The 25,275-nt window shown below is 35.5% G+C and carries 19 protein-coding genes; 6 read left to right on the top strand and 13 right to left on the bottom strand.

The window, feature by feature from the left end:
* The first annotated feature begins 46 nt into the window (after positions 1 to 46).
* The 3 genes from pgi to ACJJVN_RS14305 all read left to right on the top strand — a co-directional run bounded on the left by pgi (position 47) and on the right by ACJJVN_RS14305 (position 5,576).
* A complete protein-coding gene (gene pgi / locus ACJJVN_RS14315; protein WP_405378963.1) occupies positions 47 to 1,678 on the top strand; it encodes a glucose-6-phosphate isomerase in 1,632 nt (543 codons plus the stop codon).
* A gap of 117 nt (positions 1,679 to 1,795) precedes the next feature.
* Positions 1,796 to 5,050 (top strand): carboxypeptidase regulatory-like domain-containing protein, encoded by a 3,255-nt coding sequence (locus tag ACJJVN_RS14310; protein WP_405378960.1) that lies wholly within the window; start codon positions 1,796 to 1,798, stop codon positions 5,048 to 5,050.
* Positions 5,051 to 5,141: 91 nt separating this feature from the next.
* On the top strand, positions 5,142 to 5,576 hold the full coding sequence (locus ACJJVN_RS14305) for a hypothetical protein (RefSeq protein WP_104514522.1): 435 nt from the start codon (positions 5,142 to 5,144) through the stop codon (positions 5,574 to 5,576).
* A gap of 109 nt (positions 5,577 to 5,685) precedes the next feature.
* Here ACJJVN_RS14305 and ACJJVN_RS14300 read toward each other — a convergent pair whose 3' ends face one another.
* Both ACJJVN_RS14300 and mfd read right to left on the bottom strand, forming a co-directional pair.
* Positions 5,686 to 6,192, bottom strand: coding sequence for a TrmH family RNA methyltransferase (locus tag ACJJVN_RS14300; protein WP_405378957.1), 507 nt, complete (start codon positions 6,190 to 6,192; stop codon positions 5,686 to 5,688).
* Between the two features lie 103 nt (positions 6,193 to 6,295).
* Complete coding sequence (gene mfd / locus ACJJVN_RS14295; RefSeq protein WP_405378953.1) at positions 6,296 to 9,634, bottom strand: transcription-repair coupling factor; 3,339 nt, start codon at positions 9,632 to 9,634, stop codon at positions 6,296 to 6,298.
* Between the two features lie 95 nt (positions 9,635 to 9,729).
* Between mfd and ACJJVN_RS14290 the strand changes: the two genes are divergently transcribed.
* Complete coding sequence (locus ACJJVN_RS14290; protein ID WP_405378950.1) at positions 9,730 to 11,067, top strand: dihydrolipoyl dehydrogenase family protein; 1,338 nt, start codon at positions 9,730 to 9,732, stop codon at positions 11,065 to 11,067.
* 3 nt (positions 11,068 to 11,070) lie between these two features.
* Here the strand turns inward: ACJJVN_RS14290 and ACJJVN_RS14285 are convergent, their stop codons facing one another.
* The 6 genes from ACJJVN_RS14285 to gdhA form a co-directional block, all read right to left on the bottom strand.
* On the bottom strand, positions 11,071 to 11,916 hold the full coding sequence (locus ACJJVN_RS14285; protein WP_405378947.1) for a hypothetical protein: 846 nt from the start codon (positions 11,914 to 11,916) through the stop codon (positions 11,071 to 11,073).
* A 74-nt stretch (positions 11,917 to 11,990) separates the two neighbouring features.
* A complete protein-coding gene (pdeM, locus tag ACJJVN_RS14280; RefSeq protein ID WP_405371242.1) occupies positions 11,991 to 12,626 on the bottom strand; it encodes a ligase-associated DNA damage response endonuclease PdeM in 636 nt (211 codons plus the stop codon).
* Between the two features lie 97 nt (positions 12,627 to 12,723).
* Complete coding sequence (locus ACJJVN_RS14275; RefSeq protein WP_405378944.1) at positions 12,724 to 15,126, bottom strand: TonB-dependent receptor plug domain-containing protein; 2,403 nt, start codon at positions 15,124 to 15,126, stop codon at positions 12,724 to 12,726.
* Positions 15,123 to 15,845, bottom strand: a complete 723-nt coding sequence (gene recO, locus ACJJVN_RS14270; RefSeq protein WP_104514515.1) for a DNA repair protein RecO — start codon at positions 15,843 to 15,845, stop codon at positions 15,123 to 15,125. The genes ACJJVN_RS14275 and recO overlap by 4 nt, the downstream gene beginning before the upstream one ends.
* A complete protein-coding gene (locus tag ACJJVN_RS14265; protein ID WP_405378941.1) occupies positions 15,846 to 18,128 on the bottom strand; it encodes a hypothetical protein in 2,283 nt (760 codons plus the stop codon).
* 153 nt (positions 18,129 to 18,281) lie between these two features.
* Positions 18,282 to 19,625, bottom strand: coding sequence for an NADP-specific glutamate dehydrogenase (gene gdhA / locus ACJJVN_RS14260; RefSeq protein WP_405378938.1), 1,344 nt, complete (start codon positions 19,623 to 19,625; stop codon positions 18,282 to 18,284).
* A gap of 234 nt (positions 19,626 to 19,859) precedes the next feature.
* Between gdhA and ACJJVN_RS14255 the strand changes: the two genes are divergently transcribed.
* On the top strand, positions 19,860 to 20,633 hold the full coding sequence (locus ACJJVN_RS14255; protein WP_104514512.1) for a THC0290_0291 family protein: 774 nt from the start codon (positions 19,860 to 19,862) through the stop codon (positions 20,631 to 20,633).
* Between the two features lie 59 nt (positions 20,634 to 20,692).
* On the opposite strand, the gene ACJJVN_RS14250 is transcribed toward ACJJVN_RS14255, so the two are convergent.
* From ACJJVN_RS14250 to trmB, 3 genes are read right to left on the bottom strand one after another with little or no spacing between them, the layout of a single operon-like run.
* The gene (locus ACJJVN_RS14250; protein ID WP_405378935.1) at positions 20,693 to 21,031 is read right to left on the bottom strand and encodes an MGMT family protein; all 339 of its coding nucleotides are present in this window, start codon (positions 21,029 to 21,031) and stop codon (positions 20,693 to 20,695) included.
* The gene (locus ACJJVN_RS14245) at positions 21,028 to 21,654 is read right to left on the bottom strand and encodes a LysE family transporter (RefSeq protein WP_405369878.1); all 627 of its coding nucleotides are present in this window, start codon (positions 21,652 to 21,654) and stop codon (positions 21,028 to 21,030) included. Before ACJJVN_RS14245 ends, ACJJVN_RS14250 begins: the two co-directional genes overlap by 4 nt.
* Positions 21,654 to 22,322, bottom strand: a complete 669-nt coding sequence (gene trmB / locus ACJJVN_RS14240; RefSeq protein ID WP_348116280.1) for a tRNA (guanosine(46)-N7)-methyltransferase TrmB — start codon at positions 22,320 to 22,322, stop codon at positions 21,654 to 21,656. The genes ACJJVN_RS14245 and trmB overlap by 1 nt, the downstream gene beginning before the upstream one ends.
* A gap of 69 nt (positions 22,323 to 22,391) precedes the next feature.
* On the opposite strand from trmB, the gene ACJJVN_RS14235 reads away from it, so the two are divergent.
* Positions 22,392 to 23,501, top strand: a complete 1,110-nt coding sequence (locus tag ACJJVN_RS14235; RefSeq protein ID WP_405378932.1) for a glycosyltransferase — start codon at positions 22,392 to 22,394, stop codon at positions 23,499 to 23,501.
* Here the strand turns inward: ACJJVN_RS14235 and ACJJVN_RS14230 are convergent.
* Both ACJJVN_RS14230 and ACJJVN_RS14225 read right to left on the bottom strand, forming a co-directional pair.
* Positions 23,405 to 24,493, bottom strand: coding sequence for a cell wall metabolism sensor histidine kinase WalK (locus ACJJVN_RS14230; protein ID WP_104514507.1), 1,089 nt, complete (start codon positions 24,491 to 24,493; stop codon positions 23,405 to 23,407). The genes ACJJVN_RS14235 and ACJJVN_RS14230 overlap by 97 nt on opposite strands.
* Positions 24,483 to 25,181, bottom strand: coding sequence for a response regulator transcription factor (locus tag ACJJVN_RS14225; protein WP_405369880.1), 699 nt, complete (start codon positions 25,179 to 25,181; stop codon positions 24,483 to 24,485). The genes ACJJVN_RS14230 and ACJJVN_RS14225 overlap by 11 nt, the downstream gene beginning before the upstream one ends.
* Positions 25,182 to 25,275: the final 94 nt, after the last annotated feature.

Here is a 25,275-nt window from a genome sequence, read left to right as displayed (position 1 = left end):
CCTACAGCTTCATTTTATAAGAATAACTTTTAAAAATTGTAAGATCATGAAAAACATCAACCCTACTTCTACCACTGCATGGCAAGAACTTCTAGATCATTATAAAACAGCAAAAAGTTTAAATCTAAAAGAAGCTTTTCAAAACAATAAAAATCGCGCAGAAGAATTAACACTAACGGACGGTGATTTTCATGTAGATCTCTCTAAGAACCTAATCACCAAAGAAACACAAGGTAAATTAGTTGATCTAGCAAATGAATGTAGATTAAGTGACGCAATCGATTCTTACTTCGGTGGAGAAAAAATAAATGCGACTGAAAATCGTGCGGTACTACATACTGCTTTAAGAACTAACAACACGGATTCACCTGTAGCAGATAATATAAATGCGGCAATTGCAAGCAAAGAAAAAATGTTTGCCTTTGTAGACGCTGTAAATAACGGTACCATCACCGCTGCAAATGGCCAGAAATTTAACACTGTAGTTAATATAGGGATAGGTGGTAGCGATTTAGGACCTGTCATGATTTATGAAGCTATGCAAGCTTATAAAAATGACCTCACATTACATTTTGTTTCTAACGTAGAAGGTGATCATGTAGAAGAAGTTTTAAAGAAAATAAATCCTGAAACGACGCTTTTTGTTATCGTTTCAAAATCTTTTGGAACTCAAGAAACACTTACTAACTCTACCACCATAAGAAATTGGTTTAAAGAAAAAGTAAATCCAGAAGCCGTTGCACAACACTTTATTGCCGTAAGCAGTAATATACAACGTGCCGTGGATTTTGGTATTCAAGAAGAAAATATATTTCCAATGTTTGACTGGGTAGGTGGACGCTTTTCTCTTTGGAGCACGGTAGGAATGAGCGTTGCTTTAGGCATAGGATCAAAGAATTTTCAAGGGTTACTCGATGGTGCTCAAGAAATGGACACACATTTTAAGAATAGTTCTTTTGATAAAAATATTCCAGTGCAGTTGGCTTTATTGACCATTTGGTATAACAACTTTTATAAAGCACAGAGTGAAGCCGTTATCCCATACACTCAATACTTACATAGATTACCAGCATACTTACAGCAAGCCATTATGGAAAGTAATGGTAAAAGTGTAGACCGCAATGGAGATCGAGTTACTTATGAAACTGGTAATGTAGTTTGGGGAGAACCAGGAACTAATTCACAACATGCCTTTTTTCAATTAATACATCAAGGGACTAAATTAATTCCTGCCCAGTTTATCGCTTTCGCGAAAGCGAAATACAACCAACCGGATCATCACAACAAGCTTATGGCAAATTTCTTTGCACAAACTGAGGCGTTGATGAATGGTAAAACCAAAGAAGAAGCATTAAAAGATCATAAAGACTCAGGGAAAACGGTGTCAGAAATAGAACATCTCGTTCCTTTTCAAGTATTTGAAGGTAATAAACCTACCACCACTATTCTTATAGACGAGCTTACACCACAAAGTTTAGGTAAACTAGTGGCCATGTATGAACATAAAATTTTTACTGAAGGTGTGATATGGAACATCTATAGTTATGATCAATGGGGTGTACAATTAGGTAAGGTACTAGCAGACGCCATTTTAACAGATATAGAAAGTTCTAAACCTAGCGGTCATGACAGCAGTACAAACGCACTTTTAAAAAGATTTTATTCCCGTAACAAATAAAAAACTGTTTTTCAGTTAATTAACGTTAACAAGTGTTTCACTTCTTAATGTTAGCTTAATATTGGATTAATGATTTGCGACGTACTTTTGCAAAATCAAACTAAATCTAATTCTGAAATGAACAGAACATTACACTTTTTATTTGCAATCGGGCTTTTCTTAAGTTCTATGGCAGTTGGTGCACAGGTTACTACCTCAAGCATTAATGGTCGTATCATGGAAACTATAGACGCTGCTCAAGAGCCTCTTTTAGGAGCTACCATAGTCGCAGTACATGGTCCTACAGGAACTAATTATGGTACTTCTACTGATATTGAAGGTTATTACCGTATTTCTAACATGCGTGTAGGTGGACCTTACACGATTACTATTTCTTACGTAGGTAAGACAGAAGAAAAACTAGAAAACATTTTTCTTCAATTAGGTGAAGCTGAAAAAATCAGTATTACTTTATCAGACGAATCTAATGCATTAGATGCTATTACTATTAATGCTGTAAGAGATGGGATTTTTGATTCAGGTAAAACTGGAGCAGAAACTAACGTTTCACAACGTGATATCAACACTATGCCTTCTGTAACAAGAGGAATAGGTGATTTCTTAAGAAAAACACCTCAAGCACAAGTTAGTGAAGGTGGTGCAATTTCTATCGCAGGTCAGAACAACCGTTACAACTCTATCTTTGTAGATGGTGCTGTAAATAATGATGTTTTTGGTCTTGCAGGAACAGGAACTAACGGTGGACAGATAGGTGTTAACCCTATCTCTATTGATGCTATCGAGTCTTTCCAAGTAAACATCGCTCCTTTTGATGTACGTCAGTCTGGTTTTACAGGTGGTGCGATTAACGCAATTACTCGTTCTGGTACAAATGACTTTAAAGGTAGTGCATACTTCTACACTCGTAATGAAAAACTTGCTGGTAAAACTCCAGTAGGTATCAGAGAGGATAACCGTGAAAGACTAGACGAATTTACAGCTAACCTATACGGAGCTCGCTTAGGTGGTCCAATCATCAAGAACAAATTATTCTTTTTTGTAAATGCAGAGATACAAAGAGAAGAAGAGCCTAGACCTTTTGATAGCAGTTTATACAGTGGAGACACTTCAATTGCAGGTATCGAACAATTAAGACAAAACTTAATAAACACATTTGGTTATGACCCAGGTAGTTTTGGTAACACTGTTCAAACTTTAAATAGTGAGAAATTCACTGTTAAATTGGACTATAACGTTAATGATAAAAACACATTAACTTTTAAACATAACTATGTAAATGGTGAGTCTACTTCACCTAATGGAAGTAGTGCAAGATCTATCAATTTTGCAAATGGTGGTATCTTTTTCCCATCTACTACTAACTTCTCTACATTAGAATGGAATACTACTAACGGTAGCAACCTTTCTAACAACTTAATAGTAAGTTATACTAAGGTAACAGATGATAGAGATCCTATCGGGAATCCATTTCCTAATGTAAGCATCGGTGATGGTAGTGGTAGTATAAGTTTTGGTTCTGAAGCATTCTCTACTGGAAACATTTTAGATCAAAAAGTTTTCACAGTAACCAACAACTTTGAAGTTTCTAACGGAGCTCATAACATGACATTTGGTGGTAACTATGAAAATTACGATATGAGAAACGTATTCGTAAGACAGAACTTTGGTCAATACAGATTTGGATCTTTAGATGATTTCAACACTTACTTTGACAACGATGCAACTAATGATGTTGCTGCAGATAACTTTGACTACTCTTATTCACTATTAGATCCTTTAGGAACTGCTGGTGATGATATAGTAAATGCAGCAGCTGCATTTAAATATTCTCAATTAGGAGTATACGCTCAAGATCAGTGGGATTTAACAGATAATTTCAAGTTAACTTACGGTGTACGTTTTGACGTTCCTTTCTTTGAAGATGGAATAACAAATGATGATTTCAACGACAGAACTGTAGCATTACTAGAAGCTGCAGGAAAAGACTTAGGCGGAGCGAGATCTGGTAGAGGTATTAAAAGTCAAATACACGTTGCTCCAAGAGCAGGGTTTAACTGGGATGTAAATGGCGACGGTACTACACAATTACGTGGTGGACTAGGAATCTTTACTTCACGTATTCCTTTAGTATGGCCAGGTGGTATCTATAACAACAATGGTCTTTCTGTAGGTAGTGTAGATGAGCGTAACTTTGTAGATGGCGCATTCTTTGTAGCAGATCCTAACAACCAACCTATCGGTGATGGTGCTGCTCCTGGTAGTGGACAATTAGGAGGTCAGATAGATCTTTTTGATCCTAACTTCAAATTACCACAGGTAATGAAGTACAACATCGGTATTGATCAAAAAACAAATATTTGGGGATTAATTGCAAGTGCAGACTTCTTATATAATGACAACATTAACAATGTAACTTACCAAAACTTAAACATAGGTGATGCAGTAGGTACACTTAATGGAGCTGACAACAGACCATATTTTTCTCGTAATGCAATAGACAGAACATATAGCTCTATATATCTAGGATCTAACACTAACGAAGGTTGGTCTTACAATGCTAGTTTCAGCTTAACTAAGCCATATGAAAATGGTTTCACAGGTCAGGTTTCATATACTTATGGACAAGGTAAATCTATCAATGAAGGTACATCTTCTCAAAACAGTTCTCAATGGAGAAACATTGTAACTGTTAACGGTAAGAATAATGCTGGTGTAGGTAATTCTGCTTTTGCATTAGGACACAGAATTTCTGCAAATGCATCTTATGAATTAAAATGGAATGAAAACCTTAAAACAACATTCGGTATATTCTATAACGGACAACAAGGTGGTACTTTAAGTTACATTTATAACGATGGTAATGGTACCGATTTATTAGGTGATGACTCAAGAGATAACGCTCTTATCTATATCCCTAGAGACCAAAGCGAAATCAACTTAATTGATGATGGTAGTGTAACTGCTGCTGAGCAGTGGAGCGCTTTAGATGCTTTTATTGAAAGTAATGACTACTTAAGAGAGAGAAGAGGTGAGTACGCAGGTCGTAATGGAGATCGTGGACCTTGGAATCATATTGTTGATTTCAAATTACTTCAAGATTTCAGTTTAGATTTCGGTGGTAAAAAACACACATTCCAAGCTTCTCTTGATATCTTCAACTTCTTCAACTTCTTGAACAAGGATTGGGGTGAACAAAATACTATCAACCAGAGTTTTGGTAATGTTGGTCTTATTAATACAGAGCAAGGTGGACCAGACCCACAGTTTACTTTTGACCCTAATTTTGCTGAAGAGTTTGAGCGTGTAGATGATGCAGGTACTCGTTCTTCAAGATGGCAAATGCAAGTAGGTCTTAGATATATCTTTAACTAAGAAATACTTTTTACCATATATTACAAGAACCCTACTCAAAACGAGTAGGGTTCTTTGTTTTTGGATTATTTTTGAACCAAATTATTAAATTATGTATAGCATTTTAAAATCTGCTCATTCTGGCTGGGCATATCTACTAATCTTAGTATTGGCCATCGCAACTATTAATGCCATAATCGGTTTTGCAGGTAAGAAAGAATTTGGCAATAAAGACTTCAGTCTAGCTCTAGTAGGACTTATTGTTACACACATTCAACTTTTATTAGGACTTGCTCTATGGGCATTCTCTCCATATTCTAGTATGTTATTTAGCGACACCTCTACTGTAATGAGTACTCCAGAGATAAGATTACTAGCTCTAGAACACCCTTTAATGATGATCATCGCTGTTGCCTTGCTAACGGTAGGATATTCTAAGCACAAAAAGAAAATCGTTAGTAATGGTAAATTTAAAGTTCTAGCTATATTTTATACCCTAGCATTTTTAGTAGTTCTTTCTAGACTGCCATGGAAACAATGGATGTAAGATTGTTATAGCCTCGCTTTCGCGAAAGCGCAACTAATAAACAAAAACGCCTCGATCAGTAACATGATCGAGGCGTTTTATATTTAAGTAAATCGGAGTAACGAGATTTCTATTTATCTGAAAGCTGATTTGTAACCTCGTATAATGAAATAGCGAGGCTGTGTATCACATTCATACTCGAGTTCCTACCGAACATAGGTATCGACACCGTGTAATCTAGTAAGTCCACGTTTTCTATTCCATGACGCTCACTACCCAAAAGCAAAACAATTTTATCATGTTGCTTAAAATCGAACTTTTGAATAGCAACACTTTTATCTGTGATCTCGATACCTATAATCGCGTTGCCTTCTTGTTTTAATCTATTGACTACAGTTGTAAAATCCTTATAGGTGTCATGGTCGATTTGACCTGCTGTGTTTCTTGCCGTTTTTTTAACCACTCTGTTTGCTATGGTAGGCGAGTCTTCATGAAAATATATTTTCTCTACCCCAAAACTCTCTGATATACGGAAACACATCCCTATATTCTCTGGTGTTCTAATCGCGTCACAAACTATGGTTATAGGAAATTGTTTCTGCTGATTTTCTATGTCGTAATGGGTAAGTTGTTTCAAATTTTATATCTCTAATTGTAAAAATTAATACATTGTATCTTTAATTTTATAAGGCAGGATAACTCTAGCCTCGCGGAAACACAGTGCTGCAAATTCCTATCATTTACGCAGAAACAGAAGTCGGCATGATAGTGTTTAATATGTCATAAACCCTATCTACCGTTTTCACGTTCTCTACAGTTAACAACAATCTCAATCCTGCACGAGTTTGTTTTTCCTTCATTCTAAGAATTTTCGGATTGTTTTGTACCGCTTTTAATACTTTCCCAAATGATTCACTTTGATAAAAACCACTTTGCTGGTCAGATACAAAGTAACCTACAAACTTACCTTGTTTCATCACAATTTTTTCTAGCCCTAATCGAGTAGCAATCCATTTGATCCTAACACTCGTTACTAAATTCTCTGCCTCTTCTGGAAGCTCGCCAAAACGATCTATTAGCTCTTTTTTATAAACCTCTAGACCTTTTTCATCTTCTACGTCATTAAGTTTTGCATAAAGCGCTAGACGCTCTGTAATCGAGTTGATATAATCATCTGGAAACAACAACTCAAAATCAGAATCTATAGTTACTTCTGTAACATGTTTCTTCTCTTTATCGTTAGTCTCATAAAGATCGGCAAACTCATTTTCTTTTAACTCAGTAATAGCTTCACTAAGAATTTTTTGATACGTGTCAAACCCTATCTCATTTATAAATCCGCTTTGCTCACCACCCAAAATATCACCAGAACCACGTATTTCTAGATCTTTCATAGCGATATTAAAACCACTACCTAGGTCAGAAAACATTTCTAGTGCTTGTATACGTTTTCTAGCATCTTCTGTCATCACATCGTACGGTGGTGTGATAAAATAACAAAACGCCTTTTTATTACTACGTCCTACACGTCCACGCATTTGGTGTAAATCTGACAGACCGAAGTTGTTGGCACTATTGATAAAAATAGTATTTGCATTAGGCACATCTAGACCACTTTCAATAATTGTGGTAGAAACAAGCACATCAAACTCTCCATTGATAAAAGCAAGCATGAGCTCTTCTAGCTTCTTACCGTCCATCTGTCCATGGCCGATACCTATTTTTGCCTCAGGAACAGATCGTTGTATCATTCCTGCTACTTCTTTAATATTTTCAATGCGGTTGTGTACAAAAAACACTTGTCCTCCACGAGATATTTCATAACTCACCGCATCACGTATAGTCTCCTCACTAAAACGTACTACTTTAGTCTCTACAGGATGCCTGTTAGGTGGCGGCGTCTTTATCACACTTAAATCTCGTGCTGCCATTAAAGAGAACTGTAAAGTTCTAGGTATAGGTGTAGCTGTTAATGTAAGTGTATCTATATTTTCTTTAAGTGTTTTGAGTTTATCCTTAACCGCAACACCAAATTTTTGCTCTTCGTCTATAATTAATAATCCCAGATCTTTAAATTGAATGGATTTACTAACTAGTTGATGCGTCCCTATAACTATATCAATAGATCCATTTTCTAACCCTTCTAGAACACCTTTACGTTCTTTTGCTGTTCTAAAACGGTTGAGATAATCAACCTTAACCGGTAAATCTGCTAGACGTTCTTTAAAAGTTTTTGCATGTTGAAAAGCAAGAATAGTAGTAGGGACAAGAACCGCAACCTGTTTACCGTTAACTGCCGCCTTAAACGCTGCTCTAATAGCAACCTCAGTTTTACCAAAACCTACATCTCCACAAACTAATCGATCCATAGGTCGATCACTTTCCATATCTCTTTTTACGTCCTCTGTCGCGCTACTTTGATCTGGAGTGTCTTCATAAATAAAACTTGCCTCTAGTTCATTTTGTAAATAGCCATCTGGAGCATACTGGAATCCTTTTTGTGCTCGACGCTTTGCATAAAGTTTAATTAAGTCAAATGCTATCTGCTTGACCTTCGTCTTGGTTTTGGCCTTTAATTTTTTCCACGCAGGACTACCTAATTTATAGACTTTAGGCGCTTTTCCATCTTTACTGCTGTAACGTGTTATTTTGTGCAACGAGTGAATTGATACATAAAGAATATCACGTTCTCCATAAATCAATTTAATAGCCTCTTGCTTTTTACCGTTGACATCTATTTTCTGCAACCCACCAAATTTACCTATACCATGATCGATATGAGTTACATAATCACCTATGACAAGCGTATTCAATTCTTTTAAAGTAATCGCTTGCTTCTTTGCATAACCATTCTTTAAATTAAACTTATGGTATCTCTCAAATATTTGATGGTCTGTGTAGCAAACTGCTTTTAAATCATGACTTATAAAACCTCGATATAAAGACATAACGACCGTTTCATACTGCACCTGTGCATTCATATCTTCAAATATGTCATGAAAACGTTTTGCTTGCTGCTCGCTACTACAGAATAAATAATTCTTATAGCCTTTTTCTTCATTCTCCTTTAAATTTTCAATAAGTAAATCAAATTGCTTATTAAAAGATGGTTGTGGAGATGTTTTATAAACTAGTACACCTTGGGCTGTGGTAAATTCAAAATGATTAAAAGACTTCAATTGTTCTTTAATCAACTTACTATCACTAAATATTTCTTTAGGTGTTAACTGTCGTATTTCACCTTGCAATTCATTGTATGCTTGTTCCGCTTTCGCGAAAAGCGAATCAACACGACCATATAATAAATCCATATTCATCGAGAATATAGCCGTGTTATTAGAAATATATTCTAAAAAACTCTCTCGAGTTTCTTCTGACTGTTTATTCTCCACATTAGGAATGATGGAGATTTTTTTAGTTTGATCCTTTGATAATTGTGTATCTACATCAAAGACTCTTATGGAATCGATCTCATTTCCAAAAAACTCAATACGATAAGGCTCATCATTTGAGAATGAAAAAACATCAAGAATACCACCTCGCAGCGAGAATTCTCCAGGTTCGGTAACAAAATCTACACGTTTAAATTTATATTCAAAAAGGACCTCGTTTGCAAATTCGATGGAAATCTGGTCTCCTACCGTAATTTTGAGCGTGTTTTTTTCTAACTCTTTACGAGTAACTACTTTTTCAAAAAGAGCATCTGGATAGGTAACTATCATTGCTGGCTTTTTACGCGAGTTAATGCGATTGAGCACCTCGGCACGTAATAACACGTTTGCGTTATCTGTTTCTTCTATTTGATAAGGACGTCTATAACTACCTGGATAGAATAGGACTTTATCCTCTCCTATCATCTTTTCTAGATCGTTTAAATAGAAAGCAGCTTCTTCCTTATCGTTACAAATAAGTAAAAAAGGCTTATCTGCATCTTGAAAAGCTGTTTTTAAAACGATGGACAGTGAACTTCCATTAAGACCACTTATAGTATTTGAACCTTGAGATTGGGCAACGATTTCCTTTAAGCTTTGCGTTTGGACAGCTTTTGAAAATTGATTAAGAATAGTAGTAAAACTCATAATATAATCACAAAGATACGTCCTGAATAAAGCATATCAAGAATATTGAGAATTCTTTAATACAAGGACATGGATTGCACTCTTATCTTTAAGTCATGAAGAAATTTGATGTTTTTGTTTTTGGGACTGGTACGGCAGGTAAATTAGTAGCTAACACATGTAAAGAAGCTGGAATGAGCGTTGCTATAATAGATAATCGAGAATATGGAGGCACTTGTTCCCAGCGAGGTTGCGATCCTAAAAAACTTATTCTAGCATCTGTAGAAGCATTTAATTTTGCAAAAGACATGACCGGCGATGGTATCGATGGTACCATTAACTTCAACTGGAATGATGCAATGAATTATGCTCATAGATATACTAAAGACATACCAGATAAAACAGAACATGAACTCAAAGATAAAGGAATTACTTGTTTACATGGAGAAGCTACTTTTATAGATCCTGAAACTGTTATTCTAGATGGAGAGAAAATAAAAGCCGCGCATTTTGTTATTGCCACTGGAATGACGCCTTTAAAACTAGGCATACCTGGAGAAAAATTCATGCTTACCTCAGGAGATTTCTTTAAATTAAAGGAAGTACCTGAAAAAGTAGTTTTTGTAGGTGCAGGATACATAGGTATGGAGTTTGGTCAAATTCTAGCTAGAGCTGGATCTAAAGTAACCATGATACAAAAAGGAGAACAAATCCTTGCTCCATTTGAAGAATTTACTGCCCGACAGGTTGAAAACACTTCTGAGCAATTAGGTATTAAAATAATTAAAAACGCACAAGCATCTAGTGTGGAGCAAAAAGAAGGGAGATATATCGTGAACTATTCTATGGAAGATGGCATGCATCAAATCACTACAGATTGTGTTTTCAATACTGCAGGAAGAGTACCTGCAACGTCATCTCTAGATCTAGAAAAGGCTAATATAGTCAGCGATAAAAATGGCGTGGTAGTTAATGAATTTTTACAAAGTACTAGCCAGCCCCATATTTATGCTTGTGGAGATGTATCTAATAAAAATCTACCACTAACACCGTTGAGCAGTATAGAAGCAACTGTAGTAGCAAAAAATCTTATCGGTGAGAAGGTAAAAATAGACACACCGGCCATACCTAGCACTGTTTTTACCATACCTCAATGTGCAGGTATAGGTCTTACAGAATTACAAGCTAAAAAAGAAAACAGAAAATACAAGGTACTACAAGAAGATGGAAGCGAGTGGTTTAATAACAAACGTATCAATGCCAAAGCATATGCCTATAAAATAATTTTAGATAAAGAAAACGGACTCATCATAGGTGCTCACATCGTAGGGCCAGAAGCTAGTGAACAAATCAACATGATCGCTATTGCTATGAAAGCACAAATGACCTTTAAAGAGTTAAGAAAAACCATTTTTAATTATCCTAGTTGGGGAAATGACTTTAAAGGAATGTAACTTTTATCGAGAGGCATTCCACTCCTTCATTTTTTTCATAGGATTAGTCTTAGCATTTTTCATAGCATGAAAACTTATTGCTAGCGTTAAAAGTATGGCACAACCCAAAGAAAGGTAAGCTATCTGATTAGTTGCAAGTTTACTTATTCCATCCATAGGTGTTTTGAATCTCATGAATATCGCAACTAGTGCCCATACTCCTACTAGAGCAAATTCGCGCATGTTGCGATAAATAAGCATCCCAAGATTTACCATAAAAGCTATAAAAATCATGACTAGAGTGACATACACTTGTGTAGTAATATCAATGTCATATGTTCCATTTAACCATGCAGCTATATTTGCAATAGTGGCAACACTTATCCATCCAGAATACAAACACAGCGGCCACCATATAAAGGCTATAACCGGAAATGGAGCATCCCATATTTCCATATCTAACTGTCGCACACACATTAATAGACAGAAAAGAATCCCTAACATCATCACTACAGATGCTGCAATATGCTCATCTAACCATAAAGCCACCCATAGTGTACAAAAAACATTTGCCGCTAGAAACCACGGACTCGTAGTTTTCACAAAGTCTGCTTTATAATCCTTGTTTATGGCTAGATGCTTTGTAGAAAATGACACATAAACGCCATAGACACCAAAGACTAGCAGCATTAAAAATATGATACCCCAAATAGAAAACGCATACGGCGCTGGAGTGAATAAATTATCATACTCTGCACTCAGGTCACCTACACTTTTACCGTTATAGTTACCAGTATTTGCAAACCCATTCCAGGCTATTAAAATGATAATACTTATTAAATTTAATATGGAGGTTAATTTTCTAGACATCTTATAAAGATAGATCTTGCCGTTAGAATACCCTAGTAATTGTAGGAAATTAGAATTATTTTAAGTTTACCGACCTAATTAATCTCTATTACCTCATCGCCTGCAATAGCAAAAACTCTATTCCCTTTTTTAGGCTTTAAAGTGTAGGTACCAGTAAAATCACCAAAAGCTGGTAAAATCATCCCATAATCTGTACAGAAAAAACAAGACAGTTTTAAACGCTGCCTACCCTTACCTTGTAATTTAACTGATGGATGTATGTGACCAGCAATATTATAATTACCTTCTATTTCTTCTGGGTGATGGGTTAAAAGTACTTTTCCCATTTGTAAAGAATCATACGTTTTCATGCCCAAGTTCTCAAATGAATCGCGAGATATAACATCGTGATTCCCCATTACCAGACCTATTTCTATGGTTTGAGAGTTGATCCATTGCTCAAAGAAATGCCATTCTGCATTTTTATAAGAATGGAATAAATCACCTAGAAACCATAATCGAGATGGTTTGAACTCCTCTATTATCGCATTTAACTTATCATATTCTTTATCATCTGCTTGGATAGGTACAGCCATACCATGTTTTCTAAAATGAGCACTTTTTCCCAAATGAACATCGGCAAGAAGAATAACATCTTGATCTACCCAATAGCATGCGCCACTGCGGTGCAATTGAAATGTTTGATCTTGGAGTTTTACTTCTAGTGCCAGCTTGCAGGATGATTATTAATGATTAAAAGTATTTTGTATATAAATGGTTGGTTAATAATTTCGCTTTCGCGAAAGCGAGACCGTTACAAACAATCATCTAAAAGGCATACCTCAACGCGAGTATAAGATTGCGTCCAGCAGCTGCTATTCCTGAGGAATACGTGCGGTAACGCTGGTCTGTTATGTTCTCTAAAATCGCTGTTGCAGTAAGTCCGTCGTTAATTTTATAGCTAGAACGCAAGTTTACGGTGTACCAACTAGGTGAATAGGGATTTCCATCACTATCAAGTGCATACAAATAAGGGCGTGATTGCTGGCTAGGCGCGAGGTCGTTAAAATCAAACTGTCCGTTAAACATTACATAACCATCTAGTTGTAATCTATCACTTTCAAAAACCGCATGAATATCCCCAAAACTAGGTGAGACATGTCGCACAGCCACTTTAGAACCGTCTAATTCTTCTTGCTCGCCATCTAGCCAGTTATAATGACCGTACATTCTAAGGTTTTTATTAAACTCATATTGAGCGCCTATTTCTATACCGTAAACAGTAGCTTTTTCGGCATTTTGAATAGCCTGCACCTGACTTAATTCACCTTGATAGGTAATCATATCCTGACCGTCAAGTTGGAAATCTCTAGCTACTAATGCATCTTTTAACAGCGTGTAGTAAGCTGAAACGTCAAAGGTGAATTTATCATTAATACGTTTTCTAGCTGCCAATTCTGTATTATAAGAATACTCTGACTCTAAGTCTGGATTAGGAACAATAACTGTACCTGGACTAGGATCAAATATTTTACCGATGTCATCTACATTAGGTGCTCTAAATGCCGTGCTGAAGTTTGCTCTAAGCTCCCATGTGTCATCTGGTAAATAGGTAGCTCCTAATGCACCGGTTAATGCACCGGTGTTAAGACTGGCCTCTTCAAAAGGAAAGTTGAAAAATCTATTATCAAATTGTGCGTCTAACCATATGTGATTATATCGCAATCCTGATTGTATAGTGATTTGAGAATCTAGTCTCCACTGGTAGTTTGCATAGGCAGCGAGTGATCTCCATGAAGAACCGTCTGGATATCTACTTGCAGCATCCTGTCGTTCTTGAGTTTCTATATTAAGAACACTACCTACTGACCCAACTCGATTATGTAAAAACTCTGCTCCATAAAAAAGAACATTATTCTCGCGATTGCGTCTTTCAAAATCTATGGATGTAGTAAAAACATCTACTTTTTCTTTATTCTGAAAAAAATCTACGTCTTCAAAAGAGCGGTTATTGCGACTTTCTTCAAACTGTTGATATGCTTGCGAAAAGATCATTTTATCATACCACTTTCCATTACCTCTGTGAATAGCTTTGGCATTTAACATTAACCAGGTCTGTGGTCCATAATACCATTCTGACTCACGAGGGTCACCGTTATCATTAAATCTACTCAAAGAATCATATCTAGGAAAATCACCTGTAGCGGTATAAATAATACCTAGATCAAGCTCCCAATTTTGAGATGCTTGATATCTAAATTTTTGCAATAAATTAATCTGGTCGTATCCTGTAGGGACTTGTTCTTTTGGGTTTGGGTTATCAACGATCACATCTACTCCATCTATACGGTCTACATACTGGTTTCTAAGATAGTCATCTGGGCCGTGAGAACCCATCTTAAGATCGCCAAAAGAATTAACACTTATACTCGTAGCAGATGCAAATCTCTTTGTACCATAATTGAAATCTAGATGTGCTGTGTTTTCATTATTTGCTGTAGCATATCTCATTAAAGCATTCCCTGAGAATGAAATGGAATCTTGAGCAAACTTAGGTTTAAGTGTGTAAAAATTCATAACACCACCTATCGCATCACTACCATAAACGACACTACCAGGACCTAAAATAACCTCTGTACGATCAATACTTAAAGGGTCGATAGAAATAACATTTTGAAGATTACCACCTCTAAAAATGGCATTATTCATACGCACGCCATCTACAGTTAACAACAACCTGTTAGTAGAAAAACCTCTTATTAATGGACTACCGCCACCTTGTTGAGATTTTTGCACGTAAACCTGCCCTGATTGTTGTAATAAATCTGCGCTGGTCTGTGGATTATTAGATCGTATCTGAGCACTATTTTGTGAAATGATCTTTTGAGGAATATCTTGTTTGCGCTGTTCAAATTTAGATGCTGATATAACTATAGGATTTATCTTTTCTGATCTAGGCACCATAGCTATAACAGTACCTTGCGGTAGGATATCTACTTTATTAATCACATAGGTTTGAAAAGCCATGCTTTGAAAATAAATGCGATCTGTGTCTGAGAATTTTTCTAAGGAGACTTTTCCATCAAAATCTGTAATACCACTAATACTTTTATCTTTATTATAAACAGCAACAGAGAATAGCTTTTCCTTAGTAATTGCATTAACTACAGTCACGGTTTGCGCTGTAGTATAAAAACCTATAAGAAGACAAAGTATACCGATTAATCTCACTGGTCGAATAGCTGTTTTAGTATTGATAATGAATTAGGTTTTTTAAAGATTTGCAAATGTATCTGAAAATACTCAATGACCAAATTTAATAAGCCATTACGCTCTTCTCTATTCATTTTTACTTCATTAATTTGATCAAATTTCATGCCTAGAAAAGACTTTAACAAGTTACTCTCTATGTCTGTTAAATGGTGTGGTTGCAACCCATTATCATCAAAGTTACCATTAAGCATATTAAAATATGGTAAATTGATAGTACTATCATCTGGTTGAAAGCCTAAAAAGCCAGTCATGTCTAGCAACACTTTTATAGAAAAATTTGCAACTTGATCTGATTGATCTAAAAATTGAAAAGCTGTAGATAGATAGTCGAATAGTTCTTCGTCTGGTTGTTGCTCTGTTAATAGTTGAGACAGTACTTCAGAAAAGAACATGGTAATACTGCTTTTAATGATATTAGTATGAACATTTTGGTAAGCAAATAAAACCCTTGCCTCTTTAATATATTCTAGCGCACCTTTTCCTTTATGCTGTGTTTCTAATTCTAACTGAGTAAGTGGCTGAAAAAAAGAAATACGCAATTTCCCTTTTCTAGACTTGCGTATTCCTTTTAATATATAAGATTGCGTGCCTAATTCTTTGGTATATAATCTTGTTATAAGATCTGACTCTCCATACTTAAGAGAAGATAAAACAATTGCTTGTGTTTTTATAAGCATTTATCTTACTATCATAAGTTTAGAAACAGCAGTCTCAATATTATCACTGGTAGAAATAAATAGTAAATACACCCCAGATGCTACTTTATTACCAGAAAAACTTCTTGTATCCCATGGTATACTACCACCTTGAGAAACCGCTTCATAAACTAAGTTACCTTCTATATCTGTTATTTTAACTCGTGCTCTATCTGTTAATCCATCTATAGTTACATTTCCATCAAATCCTGGACGCACTGGATTAGGAAAAGCTCTTACACTTTCTAAATCATCTTCGGGCTTACTCGATCTTTCTCCTTGAAATGCTACTATACCATTATTTGTTGCAAAATAAACCTTACCAGTCGCCTCGTCTATAGCGATATCATTAATAGAATTTGTGGGCAACGGAGAATTATCTGTTGTGAACTGAAATATAGTCTCTCGTCCTGAAGGTGAAAACAAGAACGCGCCTGAACTAGCTGTAGCCACCCATTTATTGTTGTTACCATCTACTTCTATATCTAGTACCGCCTCATCCTGTAGCAACTCTCGTGCAATACCATTAGTATCTTCTATAATAACAGATCTTGCATCGCTAGGTGTGTCTGTAAACATACTATTAGGGTTAAACAGTATACGTAATCCTAGATTAGAACCTATCCACAACTGTCCGTTAAGATCAAGTCTTAATGAGGCTATGTAATTATTAACTAGATTATTATCTTCATCATAATTAATAGTCGTTGAATTTGCTGGATCAAAGCCTACTATACCAATATCTAGAGTACCATAAATAATTTTACCATCATCTGTAATCACCATTTTTGTCGTGCTTTGCGCTACTTCAGGTATTTCATCACTTAAATCAAAGGCCGTCCACTGACCAGATGGAGTCCTTCTATGTAATGAATTATCATCAAGACTTTGTGAAACCCAAAGATTACCTTCACTATCAAACTCACTATCTGGTAATCTTTGAAAATTAAAAGGACCATTATTAGTAGGAACTTCCGATAGGATTAAAGAGCTATTTGTATTGTCGAACAAAGTTACCGCAGCCCCATTTACAAACTGTACCAAACCATCATTCATGGAATTAAGAAAAATCTCTGAAGGATTTGATGGGTTAATGGTTACACTTCCTAAACTTCTAACATTAAGAATATCATCAAATGAAAAGTTCTCCCAATTCTCGTCCGTAACTAGGTGACTTATCCCAAATTGCTCTAATGGAAAAGGATTGTAAAACACATCATAATCACCATAACCCACCCACAACTCATCTGGAGATGTAGCTACTGTAAAAGCCGCGTTACGAGATGGACCGTCTGCCACGACAAATTCAAAGTCTGTTAGATTTAAAAGATCGATACGTATCATTCCAGCCTCTTCTGTACCGATAAATAAATCATTACCTACAGTTATTGCTTGGGTATAATTATATGCAATGCCGTCTACCGTTGTTATTCTAAGTATTTCTGTAAAACTTAAATCGTACACAAGAACAGCACTACTAGTGGCAACGGTAAAAAATTGATCTGAAGAATGAAAATCTAGTGCTCTACCTGGAAATTGTAAAGAGCTTATTAAAAAATCTACTGGTCCTTCTTCATATAAAAACCTATTTACCGCCGTAGCAAATAAACGGTTATTAAAACTCTCTAATTCATCCCAAGAATTACCATTTATTTGGTTCCAATTTGCAAAATCAATTAAAAAAGGATCTACAATGCTAGCACGTCTTATCCCACCATTTATAGTACCTGCATATAAAAAGTTATTAAATATCTCGATGGTGTTTACCTCTAACTGTTCCCCATTATCTCCAATAAAATAAGTATCGTCAAATTCTAGTCGCTCTAGATTATAAATGGCAATCCCAAAATCTGTAGCGATGTAAATAAGATCACCACTCTCTTTAAACTCATTAATCCTTTTATCATCTGGTGCAATAACTTGTTTATCTTGTATTGCAACCACGCTAGTCACGTTGCCACGCGCATCAACTACCTGTAACAGTCCATTTTCATATCCTATAACTAGAGTGGATTTTGCCTCACTGTAATGAATCTGACTTATCTCATCACCGCTCAACCCATTAATAGTGGTTAAGGTTGTAAAGGTTCTAGAACTAAGGTCGTAAATAAAGACAGCATTTTCACTAGCAGCATAAACGGCATCATCAGACTCGTCTATATCAATAATGTTAGTAAAAGAAAAAAGACCTTCCCAAGAATCAGAAAAATCTTGAGCTGCGCAAAAATTGCCGACGAGTATTAATAAGAGTATTAGCTTTTTCATATATCTACAACGTACCCATCTTTATTATATGATGAATAAGAACAAAAATAAACTTAATTAAGGGCATGAAAAAACCTCTGTAGATTTTACAGAGGTTCTTGTTGATTATAATTTCGCTTTCGCGAAAGCGAAACTTATATAAATAAATAGTTCTTACACAATTCCTTGAGCTAGCATAGCGTCTGCAACTTTTACAAAACCTGCAATGTTTGCACCTTTTACGTAGTCTACAAATCCATCTTCTTCAGTTCCATAAGTAACACAAGCTTCATGGATATCGTTCATGATTGCATGTAATTTATTATCCACTTCTTCTGAAGTCCAGCTGTAACGCATAGAGTTTTGAGACATTTCTAGACCAGATGTTGCTACTCCACCAGCGTTAGATGCTTTTCCTGGAGCAAATAATATCTTACTATCTACAAAGTGCTCAACTGCATCTGGTGTGCTAGGCATGTTTGCCCCTTCACTTACACAAATACAACCGTTAGATACTAATGTTTTTGCTTCTTCACCGTTTAACTCATTTTGAGTTGCACATGGAAGAGCGATATCACATTTAATAGACCATGGACGCTCACCTGCATGATAAGTAGCGCTAGAATATTGCTCTACGTATTCAGAGATACGACCACGTTTATTATTTTTAAGATCCATTACAAATGCTAGTTTATCTGCATCGATACCATCAGCATCATGTATATAACCACCAGAATCTGACATGGTAACTACTTTACCACCTAGTTGTAATATCTTCTCTGCAGCATATTGCGCCACGTTTCCAGATCCAGAAATAACAACTGTTTTTCCTTTGATCTCTTCACCACGTGTCTTTAACATGTTTTGTGCAAAGTATACGTTTCCATAACCTGTCGCTTCTGGACGGATTAAAGAACCACCGTAAGAACGTCCTTTACCAGTAAGAATACCTGTAAACTCGTTTCTTAATTTTTTATAGTATCCAAAAAGGTAACCTATCTCACGTCCACCTACACCTATATCTCCTGCAGGCACATCAGTATCTGCACCGATAACACGTTGCAACTCTACCATAAATGACTGACAGAAACGCATCACCTCACGGTCTGACTTCCCTTTAGGGTCAAAATCAGCACCACCTTTTCCTCCACCCATAGGCAAAGTAGTAAGACTGTTTTTAAACACTTGTTCAAATGCCAAAAACTTAAGAATACTCAGATTTACAGAAGGGTGAAATCTTAATCCTCCTTTATAAGGACCGATAGCACTATTCATCTGAATACGGTACCCACGGTTAACTTGTACCTCACCACTATCATCAGTCCATGGCACACGGAACATAGTTACACGCTCTGGTTCTGCCATTCTTTCTAACAGCTTATCAGATTGGTATTGCTTATTCTTTTCGATGAATGGTATAACGGTTTCAGCAACCTCAGTTACTGCCTGTATGAATTCAGGCTCGTTAGAATTCTTCTTTTTTATCAAATCGATAAAATCTTGGATGTTTTTTTCCATTATCTTTAATTTGTTCCTTTAAGAAAACGTTTGCGTTAATTATGCAAATATAATATTATCGCTTAACGTAATTTTTTTTTTACCAATAATTTAAGTTAACTCACGTTGTAATCACCATACACACCTATAATAATGATGCATTTCATCTATTGTATTAGTTTTAAACATATTTAATAATGTCTGTATGAACTACATTTTGTTATATTTGTCGTCATCACTTAAGTCCTTATATTAATGACGTATCTACAAAAACACATTACAACTCTTATCATTCTTATAGGAATGGTAGCTACTAGTAATGCGCAATTAGGCTTCTCTCACGAATTAGGTTTTATCACTGGACCTGTCGCTTTTCAAAGTGATTATGGTGAGCGATATGACTTTAACACTAACAAAGGTAATGTAGGTATCGGTGTTGGACTCATTCACTATATCAATTTTGCTTATCGTGCCGACTGTGATTGTTATACCGGAGATACCTACTGGAATGATCATTTTAAAATACGTAGTGAGATAGATTATCATGTGACCACCCTTAATCATCTAGGTGATGAAGCGGACAAGAACTCTATAGGTGGTCTTCAATTAAGATCTATGCAAGGAAAAGCAAAAGTCTTTGAGTTGGGTGCACAAATAGAATGGTATCCATTAAGCATTAGAGATTTTCAGAGTGGCACACCTAAAGTGGCACCTTACGTAGGTTTTGGAGCTCATTATGTAAACTATAGACCAGAAGCCACTAGTGTGTTAGGTCCTTTGGATAACCCAATAACGACATTCCCTACTTTTATAGATCGTATAGACACCTCACAGGGTAGTGCGATTGCTCTAGTAGGTGATCTAGGTTTTAGATATAAAATAAGTGAACTAAGTGATATTTTAATATCGTCTAAGTGGCATTATTATGTAGACAGTAATTATGTAGATGGATTAAGTCCTAATAATGTTAACAACAGAGCAAATGACTGGATATGGTGGTTTAACGTAGGTTACATCTTCTATCTGTAGAGCATTAACAATTATTATAAAAAAAGCCTTTCTATTGTAATGAATAGAAAGGCTTTTTTTTATTCTTGTAATCCAAGTTCTTCTAATGGATCCCAGTAAGTCTCTTTAAAATTTTTAATTTGATCTTCTTCGATAATTTGCCCTTCACTTTCTAGAAGTTGTTGCATTAAGTTAGTGCCAGGAAAATGATGTTTACCAGTTAACACTCCATTGCGATTTACAACCCTATGTGCAGGCACGTCTGGATCATTATGCGCAGCATTCATAGCATAGCCTACAGTTCTACTGCTACGTGGTGTTCCTAAAACTTTTGCTATAGACCCATAGCTAGTTACTCTACCATAAGGTATTTGTTTAACGACCTCATACACTCTTAAATAAAAATCGTTTGTACTCATGAGTATATTCTAAATATGGTAAATACCGCAATAAACAAAGTAAGACCTCCTAATAGGTAATTAATTTTGCGAGCAAATGTATTGCTGTCAAAGGCAAATTTCTTCACATAAGTAATGTAGGCTAATAACATTAAAAATGTTCCACTAGCGGCGCCTATAATAAATAGATGAGCCATGGGATAAGTAAATTCAAATAAACCACGACTGGCAAGAAAAGAACTAAAACCTATATAAAATGGAATAGGAAATATATTTAAAACCGATAATATGATTCCTTGCGCAAAAAGCTTAACAGGTGATCTATTTACCTCTTTTACTACTGGTGTACCAGAATCAAGTAACGCTCTAATAAAAAAGAAAACAGATAATGCTAGAAAAGCAACTACCGCAAACTTTTCTAACAGCAATAAGGTATCAGGATTGTTATTCAATAATTTAGAAAAGAAAACCCCTACATATACTTGCGCCACAACTATAAGTGATGCTCCTAATGCAAATATTACAGCTGCTTTTCTATTTTGTTTCACACTTATTTTGGCCGCTGTAAGATTCAATAATCCGGGCGGTATAACACCCACAAAACCTATAATTAAACCGAATAATAAATGTAAAAGTCCTGCCATTATTTCAATTTAAACTTGATATAAGTTATCGCTTTACCTGTTTCTAGATACTGCTTCTCATAAAAAGTCTGTGTACCGGTAACTTCTTCTGGAGATTCTGTATTTGAATAGACGTCATGATGTGCATATAGAATCTCTTCTCCTCTAGCTTGCAATAGCCCTAAAGTATATCCATGCATGAATTCAGAATCTGTTTTAAGATTCATAATACCATCAGCTTGTAAAATATGTTTATACTTTGCAAGAAAATCAGGATTAGTCATTCTGTGTTTAGTACGCTTGTATTTAATTTGAGGGTCTGGAAATGTGATCCATATCTCTTGTATTTCCGCTTTCGCGAAAGCGTCATCTACCAACTCAATTTGAGTACGTAAAAAAGCTACGTTAGTAAGACCTTCTTCAATAGCCGTTTTTGCACCACGCCAGAAACGCGCTCCCTTAATATCTATACCTATAAAATTACGTTCAGGATACTTGCGAGCTAGAGCAACCGTGTATTCTCCCTTACCACAACCTAACTCTAAGGTAATAGGATTATCGTTACCGAAAAATTCATTCCATTTACCCTGATGTTTAAAACCAGTGGTTACTTCTTCACGAGTAGGCTGAATAACGTTGTCGAATGTTTCGTTTTCGTTAAATCGTTTGAGTTTATTTTTGCTTCCCAATACAATTATTTAAAGGTTAATTAATGGCTACAAATATACCTGATTACAAAGTCATTGTATATTTACTACATGCAAAAATCCAAAAACATTTTGGTTGCCCCTTTAAACTGGGGCTTAGGTCATGCCACTAGATGCATACCTATAATATTAGAAATCATTAATAATGGGGACAACCCTATTATAGCTAGTGATGGACAGGCACTTGCTTTACTTAAAAAAGAATTTAAAGGCCATACTTTTATAGAGCTACCATCTTATGACATTGAATATGCAAAGGAAGGTCGCAATTTAAAATTGAAAATGCTTAAAGACTCTCCTAAGATATGGAAAGCTATACGCAATGAACACAAAATATTAAACCGCTTAATCCTAGAGCACAAAATAACTGGTATCATATCAGATAACAGATTGGGATTATACAGCAATTTAATACCATCGGTAATTATAACACATCAACTACAGGTTTTATCTGGTAGCACGACATGGGTCAGTACACAATTGCACCTGCATTACATAAAAAAATTTGATTATTGCTGGATACCTGACATCAGTGGAACAAATAACTTAACTGGTAAGTTATCGCATAATACTGATTGCCAACTAGACAAAGTTTACTTAGGTCCACTTTCTAGATTTAAAAATACTGGTCAGTATCAAAAAAAATACGACCTACTTATCTTATTATCTGGACCAGAACCTCAACGAGGTATTTTAGAAAAGAAATTACTTTCTGAAATAAAAAGATATCATGGTAAGGTACTATTTATAGCCGGCAGAATAGAAAAAGAGCAAAAAGTAGAAAAGAAAGGAAACGTAACTTTTTACAATTACCTCTCTACAGAAAGTTTACAAAAAGCTATAGATTTAAGTGAATGCGTGCTAAGCAGAAGCGGTTACACCACTATTATGGATTTAAATGAATTAGGCAAAAAAGCCTTTTTCATCCCTACACCAGGACAGTTTGAACAAGAATACTTAGCACAATCACTAGATGACAAAGGTCTTGTTCCTTATACTACACAAGAAGATTTTAAAATAGAAATGTTATCTAGAATACCTAATTATAAAGGTTTAGGCGACATTCATTCTACCACTACATCTATATCTTCTATACTAGAAGAAACTTTTTCTAGAGTAAATGAAAATTCAGAACCTATACCTATTTCACTATCAACATAAATACGCTCTCCATGAGCCTCTACAATATGTTTAACTATCGCTAGTCCCAACCCAGAGCCACCTTCTCTGCGCGATCCTGTTCTATCCACTCTAAAAAAGCGCTCAAATAATCTAGGTATAAATTCTTTTTTAATCCCTTCTCCATTATCAGTAACACGCACGATTACCTTATTATTAATAAGGTCTTCAATAGCCACCTCGGTGGTACCATTTTGTTTCCCATACTTAACAGAATTAACGATAAGGTTAGATACTACTTGCTGGATGCGCTCCTTATCTGCATGAACCATAATTTTATTATTATAATTCATATCAAAAACTAGAGAAATATTCTTTCTAGCCGCTTTCATTTCAAATTGATCAAACACCTGTTTCATCAATTTTACTATATCAAAGTCGTCTTTTTCTAGACGCATATCACCTACTTCTAGCCTAGTGATCATATCCATATCTTTTACAATATAGGTAAGACGCTCTACTCCTTTTTGTGCTCTTTCTAGGTATTTCTTACGTATAACCTTGTCTTTATGCGCTCCATCAATTAAGGTATCTATATAACCTTGAACGGTAAATAAAGGCGTTTTAAGCTCGTGAGATATGTTACCTAAAAACTCTTTACGATAATTCTCACGTACTTGCAGTGTTTCTATTTCTGTTTTCTTATTTCTAGCAAATCGCTCTACCTGATCTTTGAGAGTACGCATATCTGTAGCTATTTCTCTGTCATCAAAATTGCTCGATTCTAACAGAGACACGTCTTCATAAATACGTTTGATACGTCGATAAATAAAACGCTGTACCCTAAACTGAATAATCGTAAAGCATATTAAAAAACACGCCAAAGAAAAACAGAAAATAAGGTACAACGGTAACTCTACATCATCAAAAGATGACACACTTAATAAAAGTAAAAAAAGTATAACAGCGATATAAATAGAAGATCTAATCGCAAATCGGTAACTATTTCTTTGCGGCGCTGTATTATTTGACATATTTATAACCTACCCCTTTCACAGTCTTAAAACTGTCATCTCCCAACTTCTCTCTTAGTTTTCTAATATGTACATCTATAGTACGACCACCCACTATCACTTCATTACCCCACACCACATCAAGAATTTCTTCTCTTTTAAACACTTTACCAGGTTTAGTAGTCAGTAAAGAAAGTAATTCAAATTCTTTACGAGGCAATATCATTTCTTCCTTCTTAAAGATAATCTTGTACTGATCTCTATCGATAACTAGATCTCCTAGTTTTAAAATATTTGAAGCCTCTGGAGTAACATTCTCTCTACGTCTTAAAAGAGATTTTACCTTAGAAACAAGAACTCTAGGTTTTACAGGTTTTGTAATATAATCATCTGCACCCACATCAAAACCAGCGATCATTGAATAATCTTCACCTCTTGCAGTTAGAAAAGTTATCACAGTACCGTCTAATTCTGGTGTTTTGCGCATTTTCTCGCAGGCCTCGATCCCATCCATTACCGGCATCATGACATCTAGTATAATAAGGTCTGGCTTTTTCTTCTTTGCAATTTTGAGAGCTTCCTCTCCATTCTCTGCCGTAAACACTTGATATCCTTCATTTTTAAGATTGTATCCTACTATCTCTAAAATATCTGGCTCGTCGTCTACTAATAAAACTCTCGCTTTAGCGTCTTTCATTTCTTCTTTCATATTCTTAATGGGCTAAATTAAAAAGATAGTTACTCAAGCGTTTTAAATCCATGTTAGCTTTAGGTTAACTCAGTGTATTAAAAAAATAAAGTTA

The organism is Nonlabens sp. Asnod3-A02 (assembly GCF_045063755.1).
GTDB classification, from domain to species: Bacteria; Bacteroidota; Bacteroidia; order Flavobacteriales; family Flavobacteriaceae; genus Nonlabens; species Nonlabens xylanidelens.
Note: the sequence above shows the minus strand (reverse complement) of the source record. Positions and strands in the feature narration are given on the sequence as shown.

Coding starts and splice junctions, on each gene's coding strand:
- ACJJVN_RS14305 (WP_104514522.1), top strand. CDS start 5,142: ATGTATAGCATTTTAAAATCTGCTCATTCTGGCTGGGCATATCTACTA.
- mfd (WP_405378953.1), bottom strand. CDS start 9,634: ATGAGTTTTACTACTATTCTTAATCAATTTTCAAAAGCTGTCCAAACG.
- ACJJVN_RS14310 (WP_405378960.1), top strand. CDS start 1,796: ATGAACAGAACATTACACTTTTTATTTGCAATCGGGCTTTTCTTAAGT.
- ACJJVN_RS14230 (WP_104514507.1), bottom strand. CDS start 24,493: ATGTCAAATAATACAGCGCCGCAAAGAAATAGTTACCGATTTGCGATT.
- ACJJVN_RS14285 (WP_405378947.1), bottom strand. CDS start 11,916: ATGTCTAGAAAATTAACCTCCATATTAAATTTAATAAGTATTATCATT.
- ACJJVN_RS14225 (WP_405369880.1), bottom strand. CDS start 25,181: ATGAAAGAAGAAATGAAAGACGCTAAAGCGAGAGTTTTATTAGTAGAC.
- gdhA (WP_405378938.1), bottom strand. CDS start 19,625: ATGGAAAAAAACATCCAAGATTTTATCGATTTGATAAAAAAGAAGAAT.
- ACJJVN_RS14290 (WP_405378950.1), top strand. CDS start 9,730: ATGAAGAAATTTGATGTTTTTGTTTTTGGGACTGGTACGGCAGGTAAA.
- ACJJVN_RS14265 (WP_405378941.1), bottom strand. CDS start 18,128: ATGAAAAAGCTAATACTCTTATTAATACTCGTCGGCAATTTTTGCGCA.
- pgi (WP_405378963.1), top strand. CDS start 47: ATGAAAAACATCAACCCTACTTCTACCACTGCATGGCAAGAACTTCTA.
- ACJJVN_RS14250 (WP_405378935.1), bottom strand. CDS start 21,031: ATGAGTACAAACGATTTTTATTTAAGAGTGTATGAGGTCGTTAAACAA.
- ACJJVN_RS14245 (WP_405369878.1), bottom strand. CDS start 21,654: ATGGCAGGACTTTTACATTTATTATTCGGTTTAATTATAGGTTTTGTG.
- ACJJVN_RS14255 (WP_104514512.1), top strand. CDS start 19,860: ATGACGTATCTACAAAAACACATTACAACTCTTATCATTCTTATAGGA.
- recO (WP_104514515.1), bottom strand. CDS start 15,845: ATGCTTATAAAAACACAAGCAATTGTTTTATCTTCTCTTAAGTATGGA.
- ACJJVN_RS14235 (WP_405378932.1), top strand. CDS start 22,392: ATGCAAAAATCCAAAAACATTTTGGTTGCCCCTTTAAACTGGGGCTTA.